Here is a 25,015-nt window from a genome sequence, read left to right as displayed (position 1 = left end):
ATGTTGGTTACTTGTTGTGTGGTGGTGGGGTTGAAGGTGATCATGGCCATGGGACTCCGCTGAGGTTGATGAGGTCGATGAGTTTGTCGTGTGAGTGTTGGCAGGTGCTAGCGGCATCGTTGAAGCGCGCGTCAGGTATAAGTTCGTCGCTGAACGCTTCGGTGGTGAGGTTTATGGTGCCGTTGGTGGTGCTCGTTGCAGCGATACACTGGAAGAAGACGCTAGACTCACCGTTGGGAAAGTCGGAGTAGAAGTAGATGCGGGGGTGGCGCCCCTCGAAATCGAAGTCTAAAAGAGTTCCCAAACTGCGCTGCGCTTCGTACGGTAGGTTGTCGGATAAAACTTGGTATTCGACGCTTCGGTCTTCAGGGGTGGGATCGAAGTAACAGAACGATTCTTTGAATTGAGAGTCTCTTTCGGTTTCTGAGCTGTCGTGGGCGCGCAGCCCGATGCCAGCGAGTTCTTCGAGGGTGAAGCGGTCGCAGAAATCATGAACAACAAGGTCACGATCTGAGCGGTCGTATGCTTCTTGGTAACCCTCGAATCTGGGGTCATCAGGGTCCACATCGACTGGCTGCACGGTGGGGGCAGTAGTCTCGGGTGCGGTGTTAGCTGCAGTGCGAGACACCGTTGCCGTTTCAGTTTCCTTTGGTTCGTTTGGCCCAGAAGAATCTGGTGTGCACGCGCTAGAACTAAGGAGTGCTGTGGTGCTGAGGAAGGTGAGGAGTTTGTTCATCAATGCTCGGCGTTTCTGTGATCGTGAGTGCGATTGGGTATAGCTTGCTGTGGCGGTGGGGTTGAAGGTGATCATGGCCATGGGACTCCGCTGAGGTTGATCAGCTCGATGAGTTTGTCGTGTGAGTGTTGGCAGGTGCTAGCGGCATCGTTGAAGCGCGCATCAGGGATAAGTTCGTCGCTAAACGCTTCGGTGGAAAAGTTTATAGTGCCGTTAGTGGTGCTCGTTGCTGCAGTGCAACCGAGGAAGAAGCCTGCTTTAGCATTGGTTAAGCTGGAGTAGAAGTAGATGCGGGGGTGACGCCCTTCGAAATCGAAGTTCAAGAGTTGGCCCAGATTGCGCTGCGTCTCGTATGACAGGAGGCCCGTCATGACTTGGTATTCGACGCCTGGGTATTCAGGGATGGGATCGAAGGAACAGACCGATTCTTTGAATTGAGCGTCTCTTTCGGTTTCTGAGCTGTCGTGGGCGCTTAGCCCGATGCCAGCGAGTTCTTCGGTGGTGAAGCGGTCGCAGAAATCATGGACAACAAGGTCACGATCTGAGCGGTCGTATGCTTCTTGGTAGCCTTCGAATTTGGGGTCGTCGGGGTCCACATCGACTGGCTGCACGGTGGGGGCAGTAGTCTCGGGGGTTTGGGGTGCGGTGGTGCGAGACACTGTTACTGTTTCGGTCCTATCAGGACCTGGTGGATTTGGTGTGCACGCGCTAGAACTAAGGAGTGCTGTGGTGCTGAGGAGGGTGAGGAGTTTGTTCATCAATGCTCGGCGTTTCTGTGATCGTGAGTGCGATTGGGTATAGCTTGCTGTGGTGGAGAGGCTATGGCCACTGTATTCCGCTGAGGTTGATCAGCTCGATGAGTTTGTCGTGTGAATATTTGCAAGTACTGGCGAGATCTCTTAGGGGTGTACTAGGGTCCAATAAATCTTTGTAGACAAGTGTCGAGAAGGATAATGTGCCGCTGGTAGTGCTTGTAGCAGCGCTACAATCAAAATTTTCGTCCGTCTCCCCATTGGGTAAATATGCAAAGAAGTAGATGCGGGGGTGACGCCCCTCGAACTCGAAGTCGAGAATAAGGCCAGCTGAGCGATTTTTTTTGTACGGTACTCCGTCGGTTGCGATGAGGTGAACGATATCTGGGTTTTCAGGGAAGGGCTTGAATTGGCAGACCGTGAGTTTCGTCTTCGGCGACTTGCTAGTTTCAAAAGTCTCATCTTTTTGTAGTCCGATACTGGCGAATTCTTCGGGAGTGAAGCGGTCGCAGAAATCATAAGGGACAAGATTGGGGTCTGAATAGTCGTATGCTTCCTGGTAGCCTTCAGACGCAGGATCGTTGGGGTCTATATTGACTGGCTGCATGACAGGTTGCGGCCACCTTATTCCGCTGAGGTTGATCAGCTCGATAAGTTTGTCGTGTGAATGTTTGCAGGTGGTGGCACTATCGTTGAAGTACGCATGTGGGTTAGTGGCGTTTTTGGAAACTTTCGTTGTGAGGTTTACTGTGCCTCCAGAGGTGCTCGTTGCAGCGGTGCAATTGAAGAGTTCACTCGACTCACCATTTTTTTGGGGTGATTGAAAGTAGATGCGGGGGTCCTGTCCTTCGAATTCGAAGAGCAAAAGACGGTTAAGTTGGTGGTATAAGTTGTGCTGTGTGAAGTTTGTCGCGACCGCATAGAGGACGTTGGGGTCTTGTGGATAGGGCTTATAGTCGCAGCTCGATAAAAACCCATCAGGGCTCCGCTCTGTCTCGGAGCTTTCGTCTTCTTGTAGTCCGATGCTGACCAGTTCCTCGGGGGTGAAGCGGTCGCAGAAATCATGGAGGACGAGGTTGGGATCAAAATGGCTGAAAGCTTCGTGGTAGTCTTCGCCCCTAGGGTCGGAGCGGTCTATGGTAATCGGTTGCGTGACGGGTGCAGTGGCGGGAGCTGTCGCCACGTTCAACTTGGACGGGTTGGTGGAATCGGCGTTGAGCTGTGGGGCATCGTTCGTACATGCGGTGAGAAGGGTAAGGCAGCCGCCTAGTATTCCAACTGGCAAGAATTTCATAGCTAGAGTCCTTCGGTCGTTGAATTTCGCGAGAGTAGCTGTATGTAAACCGTTGGACTGCGAATAAGCGCAATCGGTTCCCTGAATGTGGGAGAGACTTGGATATGTCGGTGTGAGGCGAACCTGATCACATACATGGGGAGATATATCCGGGTTAATCCAGATTTATGCAGTGAATCGCATTGTGAAGTCCGTGTGTGGATGCTAGCGCCCCTGTGGGAGGGGGACTTTAGTCACATCGTAGGCTTTACTCATGTTTTTATTAGGTTTTCATTAATATTATTCATATAATATGTGCGGCTTTTTGGCGATATCTAATTCATCGCAAGCTGACGTATTTTGCAATAAATGCGCCTCCTACAATCTAGTAAAGGAGCATTTCAGTGCTGACATGGCTACACACCCCGCCAGCTGCACCACGGTTGCCTCAAGCAGAAATCGACCGTAAATATCCCCGCCTCCGATTCCAAGTTTTCATGGGAATCTTCCTCGGGTATGCAGGCTTTTATCTTATCCGCAACAATATTTCGACTATCGCGCCGTTGCTTCTTGATGAAAATGGCGTCATCGATAAGCCCGCTGTCGGCATTATCGCCAACGCTGTATTGATCAGCTACGGGTTATCCAAATTCTTCAGCGCTATGGTTTCCGACCGCTCCAATGCGCGATACTTCCTTCCGTTGGGTCTGGGCCTGTCGGCCATTATGAACCTCATCGTCGCCTTTGTGCCGTGGGTTTCGGCCAGTGTGGGTATCTTTGCCACCGTTATGTTCATCAATGGATGGTTCCAGGGTATGGGCTATCCTCCGTGTGGGCGCGTTGTAGTTCAGTGGTTTAGTACTAACGAACGCGGCTGGAAAGGCTCATTGTGGAATACCTCCCATAATCTCGGCGCTGGCGCCCTGCCCTTCCTCGTCGCTTTTGGTTTGCACCTTACTGAGCAAAACTGGCGTGCAGCATTCTGGGTACCCGCTGTTGTGGCGCTTGTCGTCGCAGTTATCTCCTTTGTGCTCATCAGGGATAATCCTACCGCTGTGGGCTTGCCGCCAATTGATGAGTACCGCAATGACCCGCCTAAAGTCGCCGAAGACACCAATAATGGGTTGGGAATTTCCACCCGTGAACTGGTATTCAAGCATATCTTGACCAATAAGATCATCCTGCTGCTCGCCATCGGTAATGTCTTCGTTTATGCCTTGCGCTACGGCGTTCTTAACTGGGTGACTACCTATCTCTCCGAAGTGCACAATATGTCGATCACCAGCGGATTGATTAGCTTTGGGGCTTTCGAAATCGCCGGATTTATAGGCACGATTCTGTGTGGTTGGACGTCCGATAAAATTTTCAATGGTAATCGCAGTGCTTCGATCCTGCTCTTCACCACGGGTGCTGGCCTATCTATTGCGGGCTATTGGCTCATGCCCGTCGGCACCCCATTTTTGGTCATGGTGCTATTTGTCGCCCTCATCGGTGGATTCATCTATGGTCCCGTAGGCCTCATTGGTCTCCAGGCTCTAGATCTATCACCTGCTAATGTCGCCGGGACCGCCGCAGGTTTTACCGGTTTATTTGGTTATCTTCTCGGCGCTACCTTAGCGTCTACTGGTGTCGGCTACCTCGTGGAATACGCTGGCTGGGACGTGACCTTCATGGTCTTCCTCGGTTTCGCCGTTCTGATCTTCATCATCTTCCTTTTCATTCGAAGGGAAGAAAATGCTCTACTTGAACGTCGGAAGATGCTGATCTAGAGATTTTCACCGAAAGGGCGGGGTGCACGCACACTCCGCCCTTTTTATTACCCGAATAAATAGCCCTGAGCATATATGCCATACTGCTGAGTATGTTCTTTGATTCTTGGTTTTCTCTGATTCGTATTCTTGTTATTGGTGTGCTGACCTATTTCACCATCGTTGCCATATTGCGCATGAGTGGTAAGCGAACCCTCGCGCAGCTCAATGCTTTTGACTTTATTATTACAGTGGCTCTCGGCTCGACTGTTGCGAGCATTATTCTCAGTACGGATGTGACATATTCTGAAGGGCTGCTCGCCCTTGGCCTCTTGGCGTGCCTGCAGTTTGTAGTTGCACGAGCAAGCTCCAATAACTCTAGGATCCGGCGCATTATCACCTCTCCACCTGCACTTCTTGTCCGAGACGGTGAGCCGCTACTCGATGTTATCCATACTCACCGTTTGAGCGTTGCCGGAGTTGAACAGGCGATTCGCCAAGCGGGGTATGGTGGCTTCGACCAAATATTCGCCGTTATCTTGGAATCCAATGGTCAGCTCAGTGTTATCCCCCACAGTAATCGAGGCGATGGAAGCGCATTAACTAATCTCTACTGATCAATGAGCACATTGTGAGTGTCCGTAGAGCTCGATCCCGTCATGGGTAAACCGTTAAGTTCAGAATGAATAGGACTACAGTGCGGAGACTATCGATTGTGTGCAATGGTTATGGTGTGCCGCACGGAAATAATCGCCCGCTTCCTATCATTGGTTTTGCCGCATTCGGCAAAACCGAGAAAATTGTGCACCGTGCACTGCCCCGCCTCGCTCACAACTGGTGGTACCTCAGCGTGCCTCGGTAGTGATGCGGCAGGTCCATATATACCCGGTGACTTAGGTTTTCCCCCACATCCTAAGATTCAGCGCACACGCTAGGTGACTGGTGAGAATATGAGTTTCGCTAGCGTGCGGCTGTCGCGGGTCTGGCCTTGATTGCCTAATTAGGACATCAAAAAGGAGACTTTCCCCAAGGGAATGTCTCCTTTTCTACTTCTCACGCTCGCTGGTGCTCGTGGCGGGAGATTTTTTCAGAATATAAATGATCAGTCCTAAGGCTACCAGGAGCGCACACCCGAGAAGGACGAGGACATCCGAGATGGGACCAAGGTTGACAACAATCCATCCTTGAATCTCAGCTTGAGTATCAATGCTTATTGCGGACGGAAGATGCGTTGTGCCTTTGCTGAAGATGAAGAGCAGTCCAATGCCTATAAAGAGAAGCCCGGAAAGCATCGACATTGTATTCAGGCGAAGAGGACCACATATCAGCGTCCGGCCGCGCAACCACGATCGTGAACTCATATCAAAACGCTCCCATACTAGCGCTAAACATATGAGGGGAACGGTCATTCCAAGAGCATAGACGGCAAGGATGAGCGCTCCGTAGAGGGCGCTACCACCCACCACGGCTGTGGTGAGCACAGCACCTAGGAGAGGGCCGGCGCAGAACCCCGAGAAGCCGTAGATGGCTCCGAGGAAAAACGTCGCTGGATACCCACGTCCTGTGACTGCAGCTCGAGGACCTAGTCGAAATCCTCCTCCAAAGAAGCTAATTACTCCCATGATGCAAATGAGGACGCCCCCGTAGACAATGAGCTCGTGACGGTAGGTGTTCAGAAAGCTCCCGAGGGTTCCGGCCCCCGCTCCTAAGGGGACGAGAACTGCCAGCAATCCGAGGAAAAATACCCCTGTGCGGCTTAAAAGCTGTGCAGGCGCGCTAAATGCATAGGCGAAAAATGCTGGGAGTAAAAGTGCTGAACAGGGGCTGAGTAAGGCAAGGACGCCTCCGAGGAAGGCGCCCAGTAATCCAAAATCAATCACGATCGTTTAATTCTTAGCCTTTTCTAGCTCGGCGTCGATAACTTGTTTGAAAATTTCAAATGGTTGAGCGCCGTTGACGAACTGCCCACCAATAACAAATCCTGGGGTGCCCGTGATTCCCAAAGAAGCCCCATAGCTGCGGGCCTGGTCAACAGCCTCGTCGAAGGTGGCGTCCATCGCTTCTTGTTTGAATTTATCTAAATCGGGCACTCCTGCTTGACGTGCGAAATCCATAAAATTCTCTATGGTGTTGTGGGGGTGACCCGGGACAGATTGCGAGGCAGTGAACAGGGCGGCTAAGAATTCATGGAATTTACCCTGAGCCGCAGCAGCGCGAGCAGCTTTAGCGGCTGCGATCGAGTGATCACCATTAATAGGGAAGTCATTCCACTCAATACGCACCAATCCCTTATTCACATACTCCTGCATAATTTTAGGATGGGTCTCATTAGCGTGGCGCGCACAGAAGGGGCACTCAAGATCGGAGAATTCGCTGATGACTACGGGTGCGTCGAGGGCTCCAATAGCAAAGGGATCGGCTGGATTGCGGCGGTGGACATTCATGATATCCTCAGCGCGTTTCACTTCAGCCCCAGGTCCGTACATGGTGGCGTCGATAGTAGCACTATCCGTATTGGGGGCAATAGCCTGGCTACCAGGACTAACCTCAGCACCAGCAGGAGCAGCCTCAGTTGCGGGATTGGGGTCGACGCTCGTCGGGGCCGCAGCTGTGGTGCTGATCGTCTCAGCTGGAGCTATGGCAGGTTCGCTACTACCTTTGTTATAGCCTAAGGCATAGCCGGCGAGACCGGCGACGGCGATGAGGGTAATAACAAGCGCCCAGATCGCCGGAGATACGCTGGCGAAAGCCGATTGCTTCGCGGGCGGATGAATAGGTGTTGCCATGGATGAATCTTTCTCTGTTAGGGTTTGTCCAAGTTTATCAGCGTCTGTTATTTCAACGTATTAAGCAGGAGGGCGCCATAACCTGATTTCGCGTATCGACGCTGCGCTAGATGCTTTAATTCCTCGGCACTAATGAAGCCCTGATGGTAAGCAGTGGCTTCGGGGGATCCGATGACAATCCCTGTGCGTTTTTCCAAAACCTCAACATAGGAGCTAGCTTCGCTCATGGAATCGAAGGTGCCAGTATCGAGCCATACGTCACCTCGAGCCAATTTGACCACGTTAAGATGACCAGCCTGTAAATAGGCCTGGTTAATCGCGGTAATTTCTAATTCGCCGCGCTGCGAAGGGGTGATGGACTGCGCAATCTCCACCACCCGGTTGTCGTAATAGTAGAGACCTACCACTGCGAAATTCGACTGCGGCGCAGCGGGTTTCTCCTCAATGGAGGTGGCGCGCCCTTGATCATCAAAGGTCACCACTCCATAGCGCTGGGGATCTCTGACCTCATAGGCGAAGACTATTCCGCCATTAACTGAGCTGATGCTTGAGAGGCGCTCAGTCAGCTGGGAGCCGTGGAAAATATTATCACCGAGCACTAATGCAACATCATCGTTTCCGATAAAGTCAGCGCCAATGCGAAAAGCATCCGCGAGCCCCCGCGGTTGATCCTGGATAGCATAGCTAATGCTGATTCCGAGGTGGCTGCCGTCGCCTAAGAGGCGACGAAAGTGCTCGATATCGAGAGGAGTCGTAATAACGAGGATCTCTTTCATGCCCGAACTCATCAGTGTTGAGAGTGGGTAGTAGATCATAGGCTTGTTATAGATGGGCATCAATTGTTTCGAAATGCCTTGGGTAATGGGGTAGAGGCGGGTACCTGAGCCGCCGGCAAGAATGATGCCCTTCATTTAGATCATCTCCTCGAATGCGAGTTGCCAATCGCGTGGATAAAAGCCCGTGGCCTCAATCTTCGCTAGATCTAATACAGAATACTGTGGCCTCGGAGCCACCGCCTGATATTCAGCGCTGGTACAGCGGCTCACCCGTGAGGGATCGTGACCGGAGCGAGAAAATACTCGTTGAGCAATCTCGTACCAGCTCACCACCGGCCCGGAATTGCTGAGGTTATAGGTGCCATAGGGAGCCTGAGTATGAAGGAGGTGCACGATACCCGAAGCGATTTCATTGGCAAATGTTAAGCGCCCAAATTGGTCGCCCACAACCTGTGGATTAATCCCTGTGCGAGCAAGGGTGGCCATGGTGGTCATGAAATTTTTGCCGTCGCCAACTACCCAAGACGTGCGGATAATATAGTGCTTGGGGTTTCGGGCCGCAGCGATATCCCCAGCCGCTTTGCTGTGACCGTAGACATTAAGCGGCGACGGAATATCCATCTCGGTATAAGGATGCGCTGTGTCGCCGTCGAAGACATAATCAGAGGAAATATGAACCAGGCACAGGTCATAGTCACGGGTAATATCAGCCAGTGCCCCCACTGCCTGTGCGTTAGTAGACCACGCTTTTCTGCGGTCGGTTTCGCAAGCGTCAACGTTAGTATAGGCAGCCGTATTAATAATCGTGGAATATTTGGTGAAGTCGATGCCAGAAGCAGCCGGCCTCTCAATATCGAATTCTGCCCGCGTGAGGTAGTGCGCATCGGGGAGGATACGACGCAGGGCCGTGGCTACCTGGCCGTCAGCGCCAGTGACAAGAACCTTCTTATTCGGTACCGGTAGCGCCTCATCTAGCGGTGGGTGGTGGCGATCTTTTTCGGAGATTTCGGTAACAGGAAGGGGCCAAGAAATTTCGTCGAGGTTGGTAAAACTGTAGTGGGCCGTGGGAGACCAGTGGGTATCAACGAGGTAGCTATAGCTGGTTGCCGTGAGGGCCTGAAATCCATTGGCTACTCCGCGCGGTACGAAGACAGCTTCGCCGGGGCTTAGGCGGCAGTGGAATTGGGTTTTGAAGGTAGGGGAATCGGCGCGCAGGTCGATCCACGCCCCCTCGACCTCACCGGCGGCGAGGGAGATGAGCTTATTCCACGGTTCGGCGTGCATGCCGCGGGTCACTCCCGGGCGCTGGTTAAAGGAGATATTGTGTTGGACGGGTCGGAAATATTTTAAAGCCAGCGGTGCGAGATCGAGGTTCTGAAATTTTTCGCGCTGCCAATTCTCCTTGAACCAGCCACGGTTATCACCGTGGAGGTCGAGGTGGATGATGGCTAGATCTTTAATAGGCGTGAGGGTGATATTCATGAGTGTCCTTTGCGCGCATAGGTGGCCTCGACACGCTCTTTATCTCCTTCCCACCAACTGCGGTGGGTGGTGTACCAGTCAATAGTGTCCAACAGGCCTGCGCGCATGCCGGTGTCGGTATCGGTAAAGCGTGGTGCCCAGCCTAGTTCGGAGCGCAATTTGGTGGAATCAATCGCGTAGCGCATATCATGCCCCGGGCGGTCGGCGACATGCTCATAACTGCCCGTACCCATGAGTTCGCAGATCAGTTCAATGACCTGCTTATTATTCACGTGGTCGTTATCGGCGCCAATAACGTAGCTTTCTCCGATCGTGCCACGATCAATAATCATATTGACGGCGTCATTATGATCATCGACGTGGATCCAATCACGCACTTGAGTGCCTGAACCATAGAGTTTCGCAGGTTGGCCTATGAGAATATTGGTGATCTGGCGAGGGATGAATTTCTCTATGTGCTGATAGGGGCCGTAATTATTGGAGCAATTGGACAAGGTCGCGGCTATGCCGAAGCTGCGGATCCAGGCCTGCACCAGGTGATCGCTTGAGGCTTTACTCGCGGAATAAGGAGAGGATGGCCTATAAGCGGTGTGCTCGTGAAAACGCGCCGGGTCGTGCAGGTCTAGGTCGCCGAAGACTTCGTCGGTGGAGATATGGTGATAGCGGGTCTGGTGGCGGCGGACGGCTTCTAGGAGTGTATAGGTGCCAATAATATTGGTGTGAATAAAGGGCCACGGATCGGCTAAAGAGTTGTCATTGTGGGATTCGGCGGCAAAGTGAACCACGATATCGTGGGTTTTAACAAGCTCGTCGACAAGCTCAGTATTGGTGATATCTCCTATAACGGTGGTGATATCTAGGCCCTCAAGGTTAGCGGGGTTGCCTGCGTAGGTGAAGGAATCGAGACAGGTGATCTCGTAGTGGGGGTGAGTCGAGAGCGTGCGCCGGATATAGTTGCTTCCAATAAAACCGGCGCCGCCAGTGACGAGCATTTTCATAGTATTTATCGTACCGCGCGCAGCCTCTTCTTCATCCAGCTGTATACAAGTGCCTCCATAAAAGCCGATTGGGCATTATCGGCGGCACCTGCGTGACCACCTTCGGTGTTTTCGTAATAGGTAAGGTCCTGGCCAGCCTGAATGAGGGCGTGGCTGAAGAGACGAGCATGGGCGGGGTGGACGCGGTCGTCGCGGGTGGAGGTTGTTACCAGCGCCGGGGGATAGATCTGGTCGGATTTCGGAACCACGTTCTCTAGTGGTGAGTATGCCTGGAGATAGGGGCGTTCCTCAGGATTATCAGGATCGCCATATTCTGCCATCCAGGAGGCACCGGCAAGGAGGGTGTGATAGCGCAGCATATCGGTCAGTGGAACCTGTATGACCGCACCGCCGATTTTTTCGGGGTAGTGGGTAAGCGCGACCGCGCTTAATAGGCCTCCATTGCTACCGCCGCGCACGAATGTGGTCTCGGGTCGGCTATAACCGCGGTCAACGAGGTCATCGAGGATTGCCTGATGATCTTCGTAGACTTTGTAGCGGTTCTCCTTTGTTGCCTGGTTATGCCACCCAGGGCCAAATTCGCCGCCCCCGCGTAAATTGGGTTGCACGAAGTAATAGCCATCTTCCAGCCAGCCGATGCCCCGTGCCCCGCTATAGGCTGGGGTAAGGGAGACTTCGAAGCCCCCATAGGCATAGACCAGAGTGGGCTTGGGTTGCGGTTGATCAAAGACGCCAACAATGAAGTAGGGGATCTGAGTACCATCAGCGCTTCGTGCCCAGTGTTGCCGGGTCTCGATTTTCGTGGCATCGAAGAAGGTGGGGGCTTGGGCAATTTTTTCTAAAAGGGAGGCACCTTGGCGGTATAAGGTGTCGGGTTGGCTAAAGCTGGAACAGCTCAGCCATACTTCATCGCCGTGTTCATCGGCTGAGATTATTCGTGCGGTTGTCAGCTGCGGAAGATCTAAGGTGCGCTGGGCAAAGCTGCGCAAATCAATCTCAATAATCGAGCTGCTGACATCTCGCATGATGGTGATATAGGCCTTGTAGCGGGAGAAATGGAGGCTCTGCAGACTCGTGTGCTCATCGGGGCTAAAAAGCACATGGAATTCTCGGTTACCCGCCATGAATTCTTCGAAGTCGATCACCCCGAGTCCGCCTGCGGGAATGGTGCAGAAATCGGTGCGGGGAACCACAAAGAGGAAATTTTCGCGCACATTCATGCTGGCATCGCCCGGCACCGGAACGGGCTCCAGCCCAGAGGGGGTGTGGACAAAGGTTGTGGAGGTATAAAAATCGATTTGGCGGCGAACAAAAACCCGCTCAAATCCTGGCGTTGGGTCGGCCCACCCCATCACCAAGAGATCGGATTGTTCTCCAGAGTACAGTTCTTGGGCAGCGCTGATATCCTCTCCGCGGCGCCACACTCGAATCTGTCGAGGGTAGCCAGATATGGTCAGCGAGCCCGGTCCGAAATCAGTGCTGACCAGCAAGCTATCGCTGTCGATCCACGAGAGATAGGAGCGAGCCTCATCGAGGACAAAGCCATTTTTTACAAAACTCTGCGTGCAAAGATCAAATTCGCGCACGCAAGCAGCATCGGCGCCGCCACGAGAGAGGCTGACTAAAGCCACGTCTGCTTCACGGCGTATGACCACGCCCTTCCATACCCAGTTTTCCCCATCCTCGTGGGCCAGGGCATCGACGTCTATGAGTATTTCCCATTGAGTATGAGCGTCGCGGTAGCTCTCTAGCGTGGTGCGTCGCCAAATGCCGCGGGGATGGTGAGAATCGCGCCAGAAATTGTAGAGGAAGTCACCGCGGCGGGTGACATATGCGATGCGATCAGTATTGTCATAGGCTTCTAAGATGCGACGGGCGAGCTTTTTGTCAACCTCTTTCGCTGCCCGCCCATTCAGAGTTGCTACCCAGCTTAAAGCCTCGGGAGAGTCAATAGGTTCGAGCTCCTGGGTGCTTATATTCGGTAGTGGGTGAGCGGGAGAAACAGGATTCATAGGTGATATGGGCCTTCTGACGAGCGAGTAAAGAGCTAGTGTCAGGCTACCCAACGCGACGGAGGGCGGCAATCAAACGGATAGAAAAATTCGACCCCAGCCCCCTTCTCACTACAGGGGCTGGGGTCGAATGGTCGGTTCGAGCTTTTAAGAATTGAAGGCGCGCTCGAAGGTTACCCAAGAGTTGCGCAGGTCATCTTGCCAATAACCCCACGAGTGGGTGCCGGTGGGGCGGAAATTGAAGTCCGCGGGGATGTTCAAGCTGTCCATCTTAGATTTGAGATCGTGGGTGCAGGCATTGGTGGCTGCCTCGATCACGCCACCTTCGATAATGGTGGTAGCGGCACCGACGGACTGGATTAAGGGATCTTGGCCAATCAGACGTGGGCCAGTGGGCATATCCCAGGCGCCGGCGAGTCCGGATCCGTTGGAAACGTAAACCTCGGAATTGCGTAATCCTTCAGCATTAATCACGGCATCATTATAGATCCAGGTGGGGTTGCCCCATGGACCCCACATTTGCTCGATAGTGGCTTGGCCACGTTGGAGAGTCAGTGCAATAAATCCAGTGGGTGCAGGTTTCGAGGACGCGTAGCAGCCAGAGAAGGCGCCTACAGCGTCATAGAATCCCGGATTGTGTTCAGCTAAGAGAAGCGCAGATGTTGCAGACATCGACATTCCGGCAATAGCGCGTTTGCCATTTGCGCCTAAGAGGTTCTCGATAGGGCCAGGCAGCTCTTTGGTGAGGAAGGTTTCCCAGCGCTGCTTGCCACCGAGATGGGGAACGTCCTGTACCCAGTCGGAATAATAAGAGAAGCGTCCGGCCATGGGGATGACGACGTTGATATCTTTTTCTTTGTAGAAGTCGATAGCATCCGTTTGCATGAGCCAGTTGGCGCGTCCCTCTCCACCGTCGCCACCATTGAGTAGGTAGAGGGTGGGGCGTGCGGGCTGACTGGCTTTGATAACGACTACCGGGATCGAGCGATTATCCATAGCTGGAGAGGTTGCCCACATCTCAACCACGCGATCGCCGTCAACGACACTCCGCCAGCGCGGGTTCTCATTGGTATTCGTTCCCACCGTGATCTGCGAGGTTGCCGCGTTGGCGGCGAGCTGCGCTGGGGTTATGGTGCCGGCCACGGCAGGACTAGCGCCTAAGAGTCCGAGGGCGAAAAGTGTTGCGCTAAGGCGTCGGTACGTGTACTTCATAGTGATCCTTTGGGAGCGTATTTGTGCTTACTTCTCATATCATCGTTGTCAGCGCTTCAAACGTTAGCTGAGACGTGGCGAATAGACGATATTTCTGCGCTAATGGTTGCGCCATCAGTGCTCAACAGTATCACCAGTAATGTTACTAGAGTTGCTTATGATACTCGAGTGAATAACATGTGTAGATGAGCGATAGCAGGTATAGGTATAAGCGCTGATACCTTGATATAAGCATTTATAAGCACTTATAAGTGCTTATATAGGCGCGGGCAAAGCTGTTGATGTAACGCTGAAGGCCGCTTGAGCGCTGGTACTAGTTGAGAACTCTGAGCCCTTATCGGCTATTGTTTTTTAAATATATGATCCCTCGAGTAGGCAAGGAACACCATGCCCATTAATGTTATTGAGCAAATTATCGTCCAGATCAACGCCGCCCTCGGAGCCGTCCTTCACTTCGGTTCCTCCGCATCGAGTGAACTAGCGCTCATCTTGGGTCTCATCTAATCCCTAGTAGGCTTCAGGCGCCTCAAAGATCCAGTCTCGCTCGAAAGCCTTTACCCCCTTTAGGTGAGGAGGTCAAACATTTTCCCCGCATAAAAGGCGACATTCAGCGGAATTTTCCGTATCCTTGTGGGCGTGACTAAACATTATGACGTAGTAGTTCTCGGCGCTGGCCCTGGTGGCTATGTGGCCGCCATCCGCGCAGCTCAGCTCGGCAAGAAAGTCGCTGTGGTGGAGAAGCAGTATTGGGGCGGGGTCTGCCTCAATGTTGGCTGTATTCCATCCAAAGCGCTGCTAAAGAATGCTGAAGTGGCCCATATCTTCAATCATGAGAAGAAAACCTTTGGTATCGAAGGTGACGTTAGCTTTGATTTCCAAGTGGCTCACGCGCGCTCCCGCAAGGTTTCTGCAGGCATTGTCAAGGGCGTGCATTATCTCATGAAGAAGAACAAGATCGACGAGATCGACGGCTTGGGCTCTTTTGAAGATGCCACAACCATCCGTATTACTGAGGGTAAAGCAGCGGGCGAAACCCTCACATTCGATGACTGTATTATAGCCACGGGCTCCGTGGTCCGTTCCTTGCCTGGGGTGGAACTAGGCGGAAATATTGTCTCTTATGAAGAACAGATCTTAAGTGCCGATCAGCTCAAGTCCATTGTGATTGTGGGTGCCGGTGCTATCGGCATGGAATTCGCTTATGTACTGGCCAACTATGGTGTCGATGTCACCATCGTGGAATTTATGGACCGCGTTCTGCCTAATGAGGATCAGGACGTGTCTAAGGAGATTGCCAAGCAATATAAGAAGCTAGGTGTCAAGCTCCTTACCGGACATAAGACCACCGCGATCAAAGATCTCGGCGGGGACCATGGCGTAGAAGTGTCCGTGGAATCTAAAGATGGTTCTTCCTCCGATACCATTAAAGCCGATCGATGCATGGTCTCTATTGGTTTCGCCCCGCGCACCGAAGGCTTCGGTTTAGAGAAGACTGGCGTGAAATTAACCGATCGTGGTGCTATTGCCATTGACGAGCGCATGCGTACGAATATTAAGGGTATTTATGCCATTGGCGATGTGACCGCGAAATTACAATTGGCTCACGTTGCTGAAGCACAAGGTGTGGTGGCAGCTGAAACCATTGCAGGGGCTCCAACCCAAGAGCTGGGTGATTATATGATGATGCCACGGGCAACATTCTGCAACCCCCAGGTCGCCTCATTCGGTTATACCGAAGAGCAGGCGAAGGAGAAATTCTCTGACCGGGAGATCAAGGTAGCAACCTTCCCCTTTAGTGCCAATGGTAAGGCCCAAGGTCTGGCGGAATCGGCTGGTTTCGTTAAGGTCATCGCCGATGGTGAATTCGGTGAACTCCTTGGAGCGCATATGGTTGGCGCTAATGTCTCGGAGCTGTTGCCGGAGCTGACCTTAGCTCAGCGCTTCGACCTTACGGCGGAAGAAATCGGGCGCAATGTGCATACGCACCCCACCCTTTCGGAGGCGATGAAAGAAGCCTGTGAGGGAACTATGGGTCACATGATTAACCTTTAAAGGTTCTCTTAGATAAAGGGGCGCGATCTCACAGGATTGCGCCCCTTTATGTGTACTCGAACAGGGCTTTGGTGCCTGAGTGACGCAATGTCATTTTGACGCTTACAAAAAGATCCGTCCTTTGATTGAATCCAAACGGGTGGACATCTATCGGTCGAAGCAGTATGCACCGCTTTTCAATAAGAGCATTTTAAGGGTGTGGCTTTCTTATAAAGCCAGCTCGAGGGGCTCTACCCGAAGTGAGCGACAGGTCAGGCTATCCTAATTTGCAGGTGAGAGGCTATTTTTAGCTATGTGAGGTGAATCACCTCCACGCTGTGCGAGTGGTAAAACTGTGGTCACGCCTAATAAAGTGGAGGTGACACTGGAGGTGCCATGACTATTAATAATGTTGACCGTGATGCACTCGCGCACGGTAAAATTACCGAAAAGCCGCTGCGTGAGCGGCCAAAGTTCCCAACCTGGGCGCTAAAACTAACTATGGCCATTACCGGCCTTATTTTCGCAGGTTTCGTTGTTTTCCACATGGTGGGAAACCTTAAGATCTTCCTGCCCTTCTACGAAGACGGAAGCCACCCCATCGATGTTTACGGGCATTGGCTACAAAAAGAAATTCTCTATCCGCTGGTTCCTCACGGCTGGTTCGTGTGGATCTTCCGCGGTGTCTTGCTCCTCGCTCTGATTCTGCATGTCTACGGCGCTTTCGAACTCACCAGGCGCTCGAATCAGTCCCGCGGAAAATTCCGCCGCACCAACCTCATGGGCGGCATGAACTCCTTCACCACCCGCACCATGCTGGTGACCGGCATCGTGCTCTTGGCGTTCATTGTCTTCCATATCCTTGACCTCACCGCTGGTGTAGAACCTGCAAGTAGTGACGTATTCGTCCATGGTGAGATCTACGCCAATATGGTTGCAAGCTTCTCGCGCTGGCCAGTAACGATTTTCTACGTTATCGCTATGGTGACCCTATTCCTGCACCTAAGCCACGGCATTTGGCTGGCAATTTCCGATCTGGGTGTTACTGGCAAGCGCACTCGCGCTGTGGTCTTGGCCCTGTCGTATATCGTTCCCGCAGCTGTGATGGTGGGTAATATTTCCATTCCGCTATCCATTGCTTTGGGCCTCATCGGCGCGAACTAAGAAGGACGAAAAGGTAAATCATATGAGCATTAACTCTGAAACCGTAACTCGCCCGGAGTTCCGTCACCCCGAATCCATCGTGCCAGGCGTTCGCCCAGGTACCATCCTGGAATCTCACGAGCCTAAAGGGGTTTCCACCCGTGAGATGTGGCAGTACCACAAGGACCATATGGAGCTGGTCTCGCCACTGAACCGTCGTAAATTCCGTATCCTCGTCGTTGGTACCGGACTCTCTGGTGGTGCCGCAGCCGCAGCTCTCGGTGAGCTCGGCTACGAGGTGCAGGTCTTCACCTACCATGACGCCCCTCGCCGTGCGCACTCGATTGCTGCGCAGGGCGGTGTGAACTCCGCTCGCGGTAAGAAGGTCGATAACGACGGCGCTTACCGCCACGTTAAAGATACCGTCAAGGGTGGTGACTACCGGTGTCGTGAGTCCGACTGTTGGCGCCTAGCATATGAGTCCGTCCGCGTGATCGACCATATGAATGCTATTGGTGCCCCCTTCGCTCGCGAATACGGCGGCGCCCTCGCCACCCGCTCCTTCGGTGGTGTGCAGGTCTCCCGTACTTACTACACCCGTGGACAAACAGGTCAGCAGCTGCAGCTGTCCACCGCTTCTTCCTTGCAGCGCCAGATTCATCTCGGATCGGTGGAGATCTTCACTCACAACGAGATGGTCGATCTGATCGTTACTGAAAAAGACGGCCAGAAGCGCTGCGAAGGCTTGGTGATGCGCAATATCCTCACCGGCGATCTGGTTCCTTATACCGGTCACGCAGTTATTCTTGCCACTGGTGGCTACGGCAACGTTTACCATATGTCTACCCTGGCCATTAACTCGAATGCTGGTGCCATCATGCGCGCCTACGAGGCCGGTGCCTATCTCGCATCGCCATCGTTCATTCAGTTCCACCCCACTGGTTTGCCCGTTAACTCGGAATGGCAGTCCAAGACCATTCTGATGTCGGAGTCCTTGCGTAACGATGGCCGCGTGTGGTCACCTTTGGTAGAAAAAGATGATCGCGATCCTAATACCATCCCAGAGGACGAGCGAGATTACTTCCTCGAGCGTCGCTACCCTGCCTTCGGCAACCTGGTTCCCCGCGACGTGGCTTCCCGTGCTATTTCGCAGCAGATCAATAAGGGCCTGGGTGTTGGACCGCTGCATAACTCCGCCTACCTCGACTTCCGCGATGCGATTGAGCGTCTCGGGGCCGATACAGTGCGCGAGCGCTACTCCAACCTCTTCCAAATGTACGAAGAGACCATTGGTGAAGATCCCTTCACCTCACCTATGCGTATCGCTCCAACCTGCCACTTCACCATGGGCGGTTTGTGGACCGATTACAACGAAATGACCTCCATCGAGGGTCTCTTCGCCGCTGGCGAGTGCTCGTGGACCTATCACGGCGCTAACCGTTTGGGTGCAAACTCTCTACTCTCGGCTTCCGTTGACGGGTGGTTCACCCTTCCGTTTACTGTTCCGAATTTCCTCGCCCATCACCTCGGTGAAGAGCGACTTCCAGCAGATGCCCCAGAGGCTCAAGCTGCCGTTCAGCGAGCCGCTGACCGTATCCATCGCCTCATGAATATTAAGGGTAACGATCCTCACGGCCCTGAGTATTATCACCGCAAGCTCGGTGCTATTCTCTACCGCTATTGCGGTGTGGCACGTGAAATCGATGGTCTCAAGAAGGGCATCGAAGAAATCCGCGCACTGCGTCGCGAATTCTGGGCCAATATGCACGTCACCGGTCGCGCTGATGAACTCAACCAGGTGTTGGAATATGCAGCCCGCGTCGCCGACTATATCGATCTCGGTGAACTTATGTGCGTCGATGCTCTCGACCGCGATGAGTCCTGCGGTGCTCACTTCCGTGACGATCACCTCTCGCCTGAGGGTGAAGCTGAGCGCGACGATGAGAATTGGTGCTTCGTTTCGGCATGGGCTCCGGGTGAACACGAAGGTGAATTCATCCGCCACGCTGAACCACTCGAATTCGAAGCGATCCCTCTGATGACAAGGAATTACAAGTAATGAAACTGCATCTAGAAATCTGGCGCCAAGCCGGACCGACCGCGGAGGGGCACTTCGAGTCTGTCACTGTTGAAGACGCAGTTGCGCAGATGTCGATCCTGGAGCTGCTCGACCACGTGAACTCTGAGCGAATCGAACGCGGTGAAGAGCCCTTCATGTTCGCTTCCGACTGTCGCGAAGGTATCTGTGGTACCTGCGGCCTCCTGGTCAATGGTCGCCCTCATGGCTTGGAGCAAAATAAACCCGCATGCCAACAGCGTCTGATCAATGTCGCCGATGGCACCACTTTGAAGATTGAACCATTCCGCTCCGCTGCTTTCCCTGTGGTCAAGGATATGATCGTCGATCGCTCCGCCCTGGATCGCGTTATGCAAGAGGGCGGCTACGTCTCGGTAAACTCCGGTACGGCCCCTGACGCTGATACCCTCCACATGAACCACCAGACGGCAGAGCTCGCCCTCGACCATGCTGCCTGCATTGGTTGCGGTGCCTGCGTAGCAGCCTGCCCGAACGGTGCAGCGCACCTGTTCACCGGCGCCAAGCTGGTACACCTGGCCCTGATGCCGATGGGCAAGGAAGAGCGCGGTCGTCGTGCCCGCAAGATGGTCGATGAGCTAGAAACCAACTTCGGCCACTGCTCGCTCTACGGAGAATGCGCGGATGTCTGCCCAGCAGGAATCCCACTGACTGCCGTAGCCGCTATTAACAAAGAACGCGCTCGCGCCTTCTTTAGTAATAAAGAAGCCTAAAGATCCCTACCCCCGCAGTAGTGGTCAACCTCCTCGCGTGCTTGCTAAGCTTGGAGAATAACACCCTGCTGTGGGGCGATCGAAGACGAACGTGAGAGAAAGGCAGATTATGTCCGCTGCGAATAACACCACTGAGTACCCTGTATTCAATGGCGAAGAATCTAGCCGCATGCATTATATCGAGGGTTACGAGCCAGTTAGCTATGCCGCACCCCACTCGGCATTGCTGCGTACCAGCACCTGGGTCGGTATGGGATTCGTCCTCGCCTCGGTGGCAGGTTTTGGAACCTTAATCTTCGGTTTTGCGACGAAGATTTACGGCACCCAGGACAATGCGTCTTTCTTTATGCTGATCGGTGCCATCTTGGCCGTTAGCATGATGGTTATCGGCTTCGGCTTGATCTACCACGGGCGTCGCTTCAATCGGCAGTATCGTCAAGAGACTGGGCGAGTAGCCTAGCACGCCTAGCAGTTATTGCTAGGGGCACCTCCACTACGGGAGCTCACCGGCGAACCACTTCGGTTTGTCAGTGGGCTCCCGTGGCATTTCAGCAAAGGACAACCACGATATGAATAAACCCATGATCATTATCGCTATCCTAGCGAGCCTGATAACCCTGCTGACTGTGATCAGTTTTCTCGACCTAGCCAGGCAGCTATTATAAGAAATCAATCACAGCTCTCAAGAAAATCAAAGGGATGATATGAGCTTCTCCGGGGTTCCGGCCTTCAGCATGGAAGCTGAGGCCACACGGCGCATCGACTTACGTCGCCATAAAGCTCTAGCCACAGGCTTACTCATTCTCGCGGGGCTGATCTACCTAGCCTGCCAATGGTATGACACCGCTATCAACCCAGGCACCGTCTGGGTTGGCTTCGTGCGCGCTGCCGCCGAGGCTGGAATGGTTGGCGGTTTAGCGGACTGGTTCGCTGTCACTGCCTTATTTCGTTATCCCTTGGGGCTCAAGATCCCGCACACCGCCATTATTCGTCGCAAGAAGGACCAGGTGGGGCGTTCCTTAAGTGAATTCATAGGCGATAATTTCCTCAACGCCGCGCTGATTACGGAGAAAGTCGCGGCTTTGCAGCTGCCCCTGCAATTGGCGCGTTGGCTGAGTGTGGAGAAAAATGCTCGCACTGTTTCAGTTAAAATCTCGGAATTTCTTGTCAAGGCAATCTCAGCGCTCGATCCAGGTGATGCCGAGTCGGTGATCAAGAACTCTCTCATCGACCGGCTCGCCGAACCGCAGTGGGCACCACCTCTGGGCCGGGTGCTCAGCCAACTGCACCACGAAGGGCGCAGTGAACCCCTGGTCGATCAATTGGTGGCTTGGCTGCATCGTAAGGCGTTAGGGAGCGAAGCTCTGATCGCGCGACTCCTAGACGAACGCGCCCCCTCATGGGCACCGCGATTTGTCAATGAGCTGGTGGGTGATCTCGTGGCCGAAAAGGTATACCGCGAGCTCATCACATGGACAGGGGCGGTCAATGCAGATAAAGATCATGAGGCTCGCCAAGGGATCCGCGATTTTATTGAGCGCTTCGCTAGCGATCTGCAATCAGATCCCACGTTGATTGCGAAAGTAGAAGAATTAAAGCAACAGTTCCTGTCCTCCACCCCGATTCACAATGCCCCGCAGCTGATGTGGCAGCATACCCGCGAAGGGATCATCACCGCGTGTTCTAATCCCGACTCCTTGCTGCGTCAGAAATTAGAAGAACTTGCACAGACATGGGGGCAACGCTTGGCTACGGATGAGGCCCTCCGCGACAGTGTGGAGCGCCGTTTTGAGTCTATTGCTGAATTCTTTGCCGATAATTATGCCACCGAGGTTACCGGTATCATCTCCGAAACGATTGAGCGCTGGGATGCTGACGAGGCGAGCGAAAAGATTGAATTGATGGTGGGTAAAGATCTGCAATATATCCGCCTCAATGGCACCTTAGTGGGTGCTCTTGCGGGCCTCGCCATCTATACAGTTTCTTATCTACTCTTCTAGGAGCTTGGTCTTTGGCCGTGGAATCCACTACGCTGGGGCTTGGATAGACTGTCTCTTTTGCCAAGAATGAGGGCGCTCGCGTGCTATATATTTCACTAATTCTTTCCTATGCCATTACGGGTGTGTACTGGGTTTTAGCGCTGTGCGCACTCATTGGTGCGGTCGAAGTGCTCTTTACGCGTGACGACGCTTTTACCGCCGCCGATCGCAAGCCCAAAATGATCTGGGCGGCTATCCTCGGTGGTTCCAGTTTTGCGGTGGCTCTGAGCCTGCCTTTCCTCTCGTGGATCGGTATTGTGATGACGGGCCTGTACTGGTTTGACGTACGTCCGCAGATAAAGAATATTATTTCCGGCAACTGGTAGATGAAGCGCTATACCACCTATCTTGATCCGCTTATAGTAGCTGCGGATATCCCCGCGAGCGGCGAGCCCATCTGCACCCCCGCTGGATTGATCGACAGTTCTTGGTCAGATAGTGCCGCGCTTATTGCCTATCCCAGCGGCAAGCACCATATGTTGGTCAAGGCAGCCGAAGCCCGACTGGCGGTAAGTCTTGGTGCACGTCTCGTTATAGTGGTAGCCGATCCGGGATTGGTTCATAAAAACCCCAATGCTTTCCTCACGGAAGCGATTATGATCCGCGAAGCAGCCTCCCACCCCACCACCATCGCGTATATGGTGGAAGCAGAACTACTTAATCCAGCGGATCTTAAAGCAATGGCACATCACGCCAAGCAAGCAGGAATTGATGCTTTGGTATCTGGAACCACCCAGTCACACGCGCTCACCGATGAGCTCTTTAGCGAGTATCTGCCCACCATCAGTATGGGCCCTCAATCGCCAGAGCAAGCGATGATCTGGTTAGATACATCGTCTGCAGCCCCTTCTTAAGAAGGCCCCACAGTCGCGCAGGCCCAAGCGGGATGGCGAGGGCTCGCCCTCAACTAGGTTTAGTTCCATGCGCAGCAGTGACACCCGTGGATGTGACGGCAGTGGAACACTGTTGGGCACAAGAACTAAGTAGGAAAAAATCCCCTCGATTATAGCGAGGGGATGTCTGAGCTGGTGTCTTTAAGCTGGTACCTGCTCTTGTAAATCCTTCAAGGGAACGTCCGTACCGGCGAGGCGAAGGGACAATCCTTCGGGAGTAATCACAGCCTCGGTCACTTTCATCCGAGGACCAGCCACCTGAGCAATACCTTGATCAAGGGCCTCGGTAATGGCATTCGTGAGGTTTTCGGGGAGATCAAATCCCAATAATTGTGCATTTGTCGCCTCAAAGGTTAAATTACCTGCAACAACGACCGGTGTAAACGTCAGCACCGCAGCACCGCCTGTGAACTGCACATCAAAGGTGTTATCGGTGGCATTGGAGGAAAAACCCGTCACTGTGATGATCTGCTGCAGGAACTCCTGCGCTAGCGCCGCGATATCATCACTATCTGCCGGAGCTTCCAGCTGGTTCTCCGCCATACCCTTTTGAATCTGCGCTAAGACGAAATCATCGCTGAGAACCGTATGCATCTTAAGCGCCCCAATAGTGGCATCGGGATCTTGGCTCAGCGGCATATCGGTTATCTCAAGATTAATGCGGGGCTGTCCAGTAATGACCGGTGCTGCGCCTGAGATCCTACTAATACTGATGGTATCGGGGGCAGAGACTGCCAAATAGGGAATGCCGCCGCGCACCAAACCCAGGAGCAGAGGGGAGGAGCCTAGTTCCACGGTGGTCTCTTCCTTGGCGGTGCCGAAGGATGACGTCAATTGATCTTTGATAAACCAACGCATCCCACCCTCAGCAACCACCAAGGTCACCACAATGAGTGCGAGGATTCCGACGACAATACTCGTGACGAGCTTTCCCTTATTCATAAGATACTAGTGTGGTCGAAAAGCCTAAGATTTTCCACCCCATCACTACTCAACCACATGCCACGGCACCGATAAGATATTATCCCGGCGCATCCGAGGCCGAGGCACCTGAAACTCTGGGTGCTCTGAGCGCAAAATCTTGGAAGCTTCAAACCAACGCACTCGAGGCCCGAAGGGGGCGAAACCACTCGCTAGATCCCACGCTCGATCCGCTGCGCTAAGCAGTGAATGGATCTTATTGCCAGGGGTATTGCGGTGGATTAAAATCTTAGGCAGGCGCTCAGCGATACCCGAGGGGGTATCTAAACTCCATGGGTTCCACGCTAGAGTCAACGATTGGGGCCCCTGAGGCGAGAGCAGCACCCATGTTGCCAATCTGCCTATCTCATCGCAGGTACCCTCGATAAAATAACCCTGAGGATCGATCCGACTGAGTACCGTATCCCAAGCTGCATGGACCTGATTCACATCATATTGCCGCAACACATTAAAAGCGCGCGCTAGCTGCGGGCGGTGCCCGGCTAATTCAAATCCGCCCTGTTCGAATTGCACGCCATCGCGTGGGGGTAATACACGCGCCGGGTCGATTTCTAGCCCAATGACTCGCATTGCGGGATTAACTGTGCGCAGCCAGCGGGCCCACTCGCAGGTGGTCGTATGGCTGGCCCCATACCCAATATCGATAGCTAAGGGGGAATCGGTCAGATGGCATGCAGCGCGAATAGCGGGCTGATGAAAAGCCCATCGGTCGGATTTGCGCAGCCGGTTGAATCCGGTGGTGCCGCGCGTAATAACGCCGATGGGCTTGGAAGTCGTGAAATCAGCGCGCTTATTATGCCCGTGATATGCCATGACTTACAAAGATTTTAAAGATGAGCTGAAATCCATTCCTCGGTCAGCTTAGCCTCGTTATTGAAAAGTTCCGCGAGTGCCTCAGCGACTTTAGGTTCAATAGCAGGTCCCATAAAAGGAATATTCACATCCACTTCATTGGCGTAGCTCAGCGTGGTGATCTCGCCCTCGCCACTGAGGTTAATGGTGCCGCGGAAGTCTACCGGCGTCCCCTTAACGTCGGCAGTGTAATCGAGGTGAGAGTTGGCGGCATTGAGGGCACCAACAGTGACCACACGCTTAACCTTGAGTGCCTGAGAAATCATCGCACGCACGGCCTCAGGGAGAATCTCTAGAGGTAGCACCTCGTAGAGGGTGATTTCGGCGCCAGACTCGGTGGCACGGAATTCGTGGACCTCGCCAGCTTCGGGGGAGAGGTGGGCTGCAATATGAGCCCAGTAATCGGCGTTGGTATAGGCTTGGTGAACCTTCTCGGCGCCGTGATTGATAGTTACAGTGTTTTCACTACGCGTTGTCATGGCAATAAGACTAC

Annotated in this window: 24 protein-coding genes; 11 read left to right on the top strand and 13 right to left on the bottom strand. The window is 53.4% G+C overall.

Translation table 11 applies throughout. From position 1 onward, the window contains the following. Positions 1–40 precede the first annotated feature (40 nt). The 3 genes from NXS13_RS04025 to NXS13_RS04015 form a co-directional block, all read right to left on the bottom strand. On the bottom strand, positions 41–817 hold the full coding sequence (locus tag NXS13_RS04025) for a hypothetical protein (protein WP_259289407.1): 777 nt from the start codon (positions 815–817) through the stop codon (positions 41–43). Then, positions 808–1,395: a hypothetical protein gene (locus NXS13_RS04020; protein WP_396125066.1), complete on the bottom strand. Its 588-nt coding sequence runs from the start codon at positions 1,393–1,395 to the stop codon at positions 808–810. The genes NXS13_RS04025 and NXS13_RS04020 overlap by 10 nt, the downstream gene beginning before the upstream one ends. 160 nt (positions 1,396–1,555) lie before the next feature. After that, on the bottom strand, positions 1,556–2,782 hold the full coding sequence (locus NXS13_RS04015) for a hypothetical protein (protein ID WP_259289405.1): 1,227 nt from the start codon (positions 2,780–2,782) through the stop codon (positions 1,556–1,558). A 383-nt stretch (positions 2,783–3,165) separates the two neighbouring features. On the opposite strand from NXS13_RS04015, the gene NXS13_RS04010 reads away from it, so the two are divergent. From NXS13_RS04010 to NXS13_RS04000, 3 genes are all read left to right on the top strand, one after another. Then, positions 3,166–4,530: an MFS transporter gene (locus NXS13_RS04010; RefSeq protein ID WP_259157891.1), complete on the top strand. Its 1,365-nt coding sequence runs from the start codon at positions 3,166–3,168 to the stop codon at positions 4,528–4,530. A 92-nt stretch (positions 4,531–4,622) separates the two neighbouring features. Further along, the gene (locus NXS13_RS04005) at positions 4,623–5,126 is read left to right on the top strand and encodes a DUF421 domain-containing protein (protein ID WP_259157893.1); all 504 of its coding nucleotides are present in this window, start codon (positions 4,623–4,625) and stop codon (positions 5,124–5,126) included. A gap of 65 nt (positions 5,127–5,191) precedes the next feature. Further along, a complete protein-coding gene (locus NXS13_RS04000; protein WP_259077700.1) occupies positions 5,192–5,371 on the top strand; it encodes a hypothetical protein in 180 nt (59 codons plus the stop codon). 184 nt (positions 5,372–5,555) lie between these two features. On the opposite strand, the gene NXS13_RS03995 is transcribed toward NXS13_RS04000, so the two are convergent. From NXS13_RS03995 to NXS13_RS03965, 7 genes are all read right to left on the bottom strand, one after another. Next, positions 5,556–6,389, bottom strand: a complete 834-nt coding sequence (locus tag NXS13_RS03995; RefSeq protein ID WP_259077697.1) for a cytochrome c biogenesis CcdA family protein — start codon at positions 6,387–6,389, stop codon at positions 5,556–5,558. A 6-nt stretch (positions 6,390–6,395) separates the two neighbouring features. Further along, on the bottom strand, positions 6,396–7,295 hold the full coding sequence (locus NXS13_RS03990; RefSeq protein WP_259289404.1) for a thioredoxin domain-containing protein: 900 nt from the start codon (positions 7,293–7,295) through the stop codon (positions 6,396–6,398). Between the two features lie 47 nt (positions 7,296–7,342). After that, complete coding sequence (gene rfbA / locus NXS13_RS03985; RefSeq protein WP_259289403.1) at positions 7,343–8,206, bottom strand: glucose-1-phosphate thymidylyltransferase RfbA; 864 nt, start codon at positions 8,204–8,206, stop codon at positions 7,343–7,345. Then, positions 8,207–9,553, bottom strand: a complete 1,347-nt coding sequence (rfbD, locus tag NXS13_RS03980; RefSeq protein ID WP_259289402.1) for a dTDP-4-dehydrorhamnose reductase — start codon at positions 9,551–9,553, stop codon at positions 8,207–8,209. It abuts the gene before it with no gap. Further along, positions 9,550–10,545, bottom strand: a complete 996-nt coding sequence (rfbB, locus tag NXS13_RS03975) for a dTDP-glucose 4,6-dehydratase (RefSeq protein ID WP_259077815.1) — start codon at positions 10,543–10,545, stop codon at positions 9,550–9,552. The genes rfbD and rfbB overlap by 4 nt, the downstream gene beginning before the upstream one ends. An 11-nt stretch (positions 10,546–10,556) precedes the next feature. Beyond that, complete coding sequence (locus NXS13_RS03970) at positions 10,557–12,563, bottom strand: prolyl oligopeptidase family protein (protein WP_259157901.1); 2,007 nt, start codon at positions 12,561–12,563, stop codon at positions 10,557–10,559. 147 nt (positions 12,564–12,710) lie between these two features. Continuing rightward, positions 12,711–13,775 carry an alpha/beta hydrolase family protein gene (locus tag NXS13_RS03965; protein ID WP_259077677.1) on the bottom strand — a complete coding sequence of 355 codons (1,065 nt, stop codon included), beginning with the start codon at positions 13,773–13,775 and terminating at the stop codon, positions 12,711–12,713. A 636-nt stretch (positions 13,776–14,411) separates the two neighbouring features. Between NXS13_RS03965 and lpdA the strand changes: the two genes are divergently transcribed. From lpdA to NXS13_RS03925, 8 genes are all read left to right on the top strand, one after another. After that, positions 14,412–15,827 (top strand): dihydrolipoyl dehydrogenase, encoded by a 1,416-nt coding sequence (gene lpdA / locus NXS13_RS03960; RefSeq protein ID WP_259157902.1) that lies wholly within the window; start codon positions 14,412–14,414, stop codon positions 15,825–15,827. Between the two features lie 375 nt (positions 15,828–16,202). Beyond that, positions 16,203–16,970 carry a succinate dehydrogenase cytochrome b subunit gene (locus tag NXS13_RS03955; RefSeq protein WP_259077664.1) on the top strand — a complete coding sequence of 256 codons (768 nt, stop codon included), beginning with the start codon at positions 16,203–16,205 and terminating at the stop codon, positions 16,968–16,970. Between the two features lie 22 nt (positions 16,971–16,992). Then, a complete protein-coding gene (locus NXS13_RS03950; RefSeq protein WP_259157903.1) occupies positions 16,993–19,008 on the top strand; it encodes a fumarate reductase/succinate dehydrogenase flavoprotein subunit in 2,016 nt (671 codons plus the stop codon). Next, a complete protein-coding gene (locus NXS13_RS03945; RefSeq protein WP_259077657.1) occupies positions 19,008–19,757 on the top strand; it encodes a succinate dehydrogenase/fumarate reductase iron-sulfur subunit in 750 nt (249 codons plus the stop codon). The genes NXS13_RS03950 and NXS13_RS03945 overlap by 1 nt, the downstream gene beginning before the upstream one ends. Before the next feature lie 109 nt (positions 19,758–19,866). Further along, positions 19,867–20,217 carry a hypothetical protein gene (locus NXS13_RS03940; protein WP_259077655.1) on the top strand — a complete coding sequence of 117 codons (351 nt, stop codon included), beginning with the start codon at positions 19,867–19,869 and terminating at the stop codon, positions 20,215–20,217. Between the two features lie 244 nt (positions 20,218–20,461). After that, positions 20,462–21,757, top strand: a complete 1,296-nt coding sequence (locus NXS13_RS03935; protein ID WP_259289401.1) for a DUF445 domain-containing protein — start codon at positions 20,462–20,464, stop codon at positions 21,755–21,757. Positions 21,758–21,855: 98 nt separating this feature from the next. Beyond that, positions 21,856–22,122, top strand: coding sequence for a DUF2516 family protein (locus NXS13_RS03930; RefSeq protein WP_259158167.1), 267 nt, complete (start codon positions 21,856–21,858; stop codon positions 22,120–22,122). Further along, on the top strand, positions 22,123–22,650 hold the full coding sequence (locus NXS13_RS03925) for a hypothetical protein (protein ID WP_259157907.1): 528 nt from the start codon (positions 22,123–22,125) through the stop codon (positions 22,648–22,650). A 180-nt stretch (positions 22,651–22,830) separates the two neighbouring features. Here the strand turns inward: NXS13_RS03925 and NXS13_RS03920 are convergent, their stop codons facing one another. The 3 genes from NXS13_RS03920 to NXS13_RS03910 are packed head-to-tail and all read right to left on the bottom strand — an operon-like array spanning position 22,831 to position 25,001. Then, on the bottom strand, positions 22,831–23,631 hold the full coding sequence (locus NXS13_RS03920) for an LmeA family phospholipid-binding protein (protein WP_259157910.1): 801 nt from the start codon (positions 23,629–23,631) through the stop codon (positions 22,831–22,833). A gap of 45 nt (positions 23,632–23,676) precedes the next feature. Next, the gene (locus NXS13_RS03915) at positions 23,677–24,483 is read right to left on the bottom strand and encodes a class I SAM-dependent methyltransferase (RefSeq protein ID WP_259289400.1); all 807 of its coding nucleotides are present in this window, start codon (positions 24,481–24,483) and stop codon (positions 23,677–23,679) included. Positions 24,484–24,497: 14 nt separating this feature from the next. Beyond that, on the bottom strand, positions 24,498–25,001 hold the full coding sequence (locus NXS13_RS03910; protein WP_259289399.1) for a DUF2505 domain-containing protein: 504 nt from the start codon (positions 24,999–25,001) through the stop codon (positions 24,498–24,500). Between the last annotated feature and the right edge of the window lie 14 nt (positions 25,002–25,015).

The sequence above is a fragment of the Corynebacterium sp. ES2730-CONJ genome, from assembly GCF_024834055.1.
Lineage (GTDB): Bacteria > Actinomycetota > Actinomycetes > Mycobacteriales > Mycobacteriaceae > Corynebacterium.
This window is presented reverse-complemented; position numbering and strand designations above follow the sequence as displayed.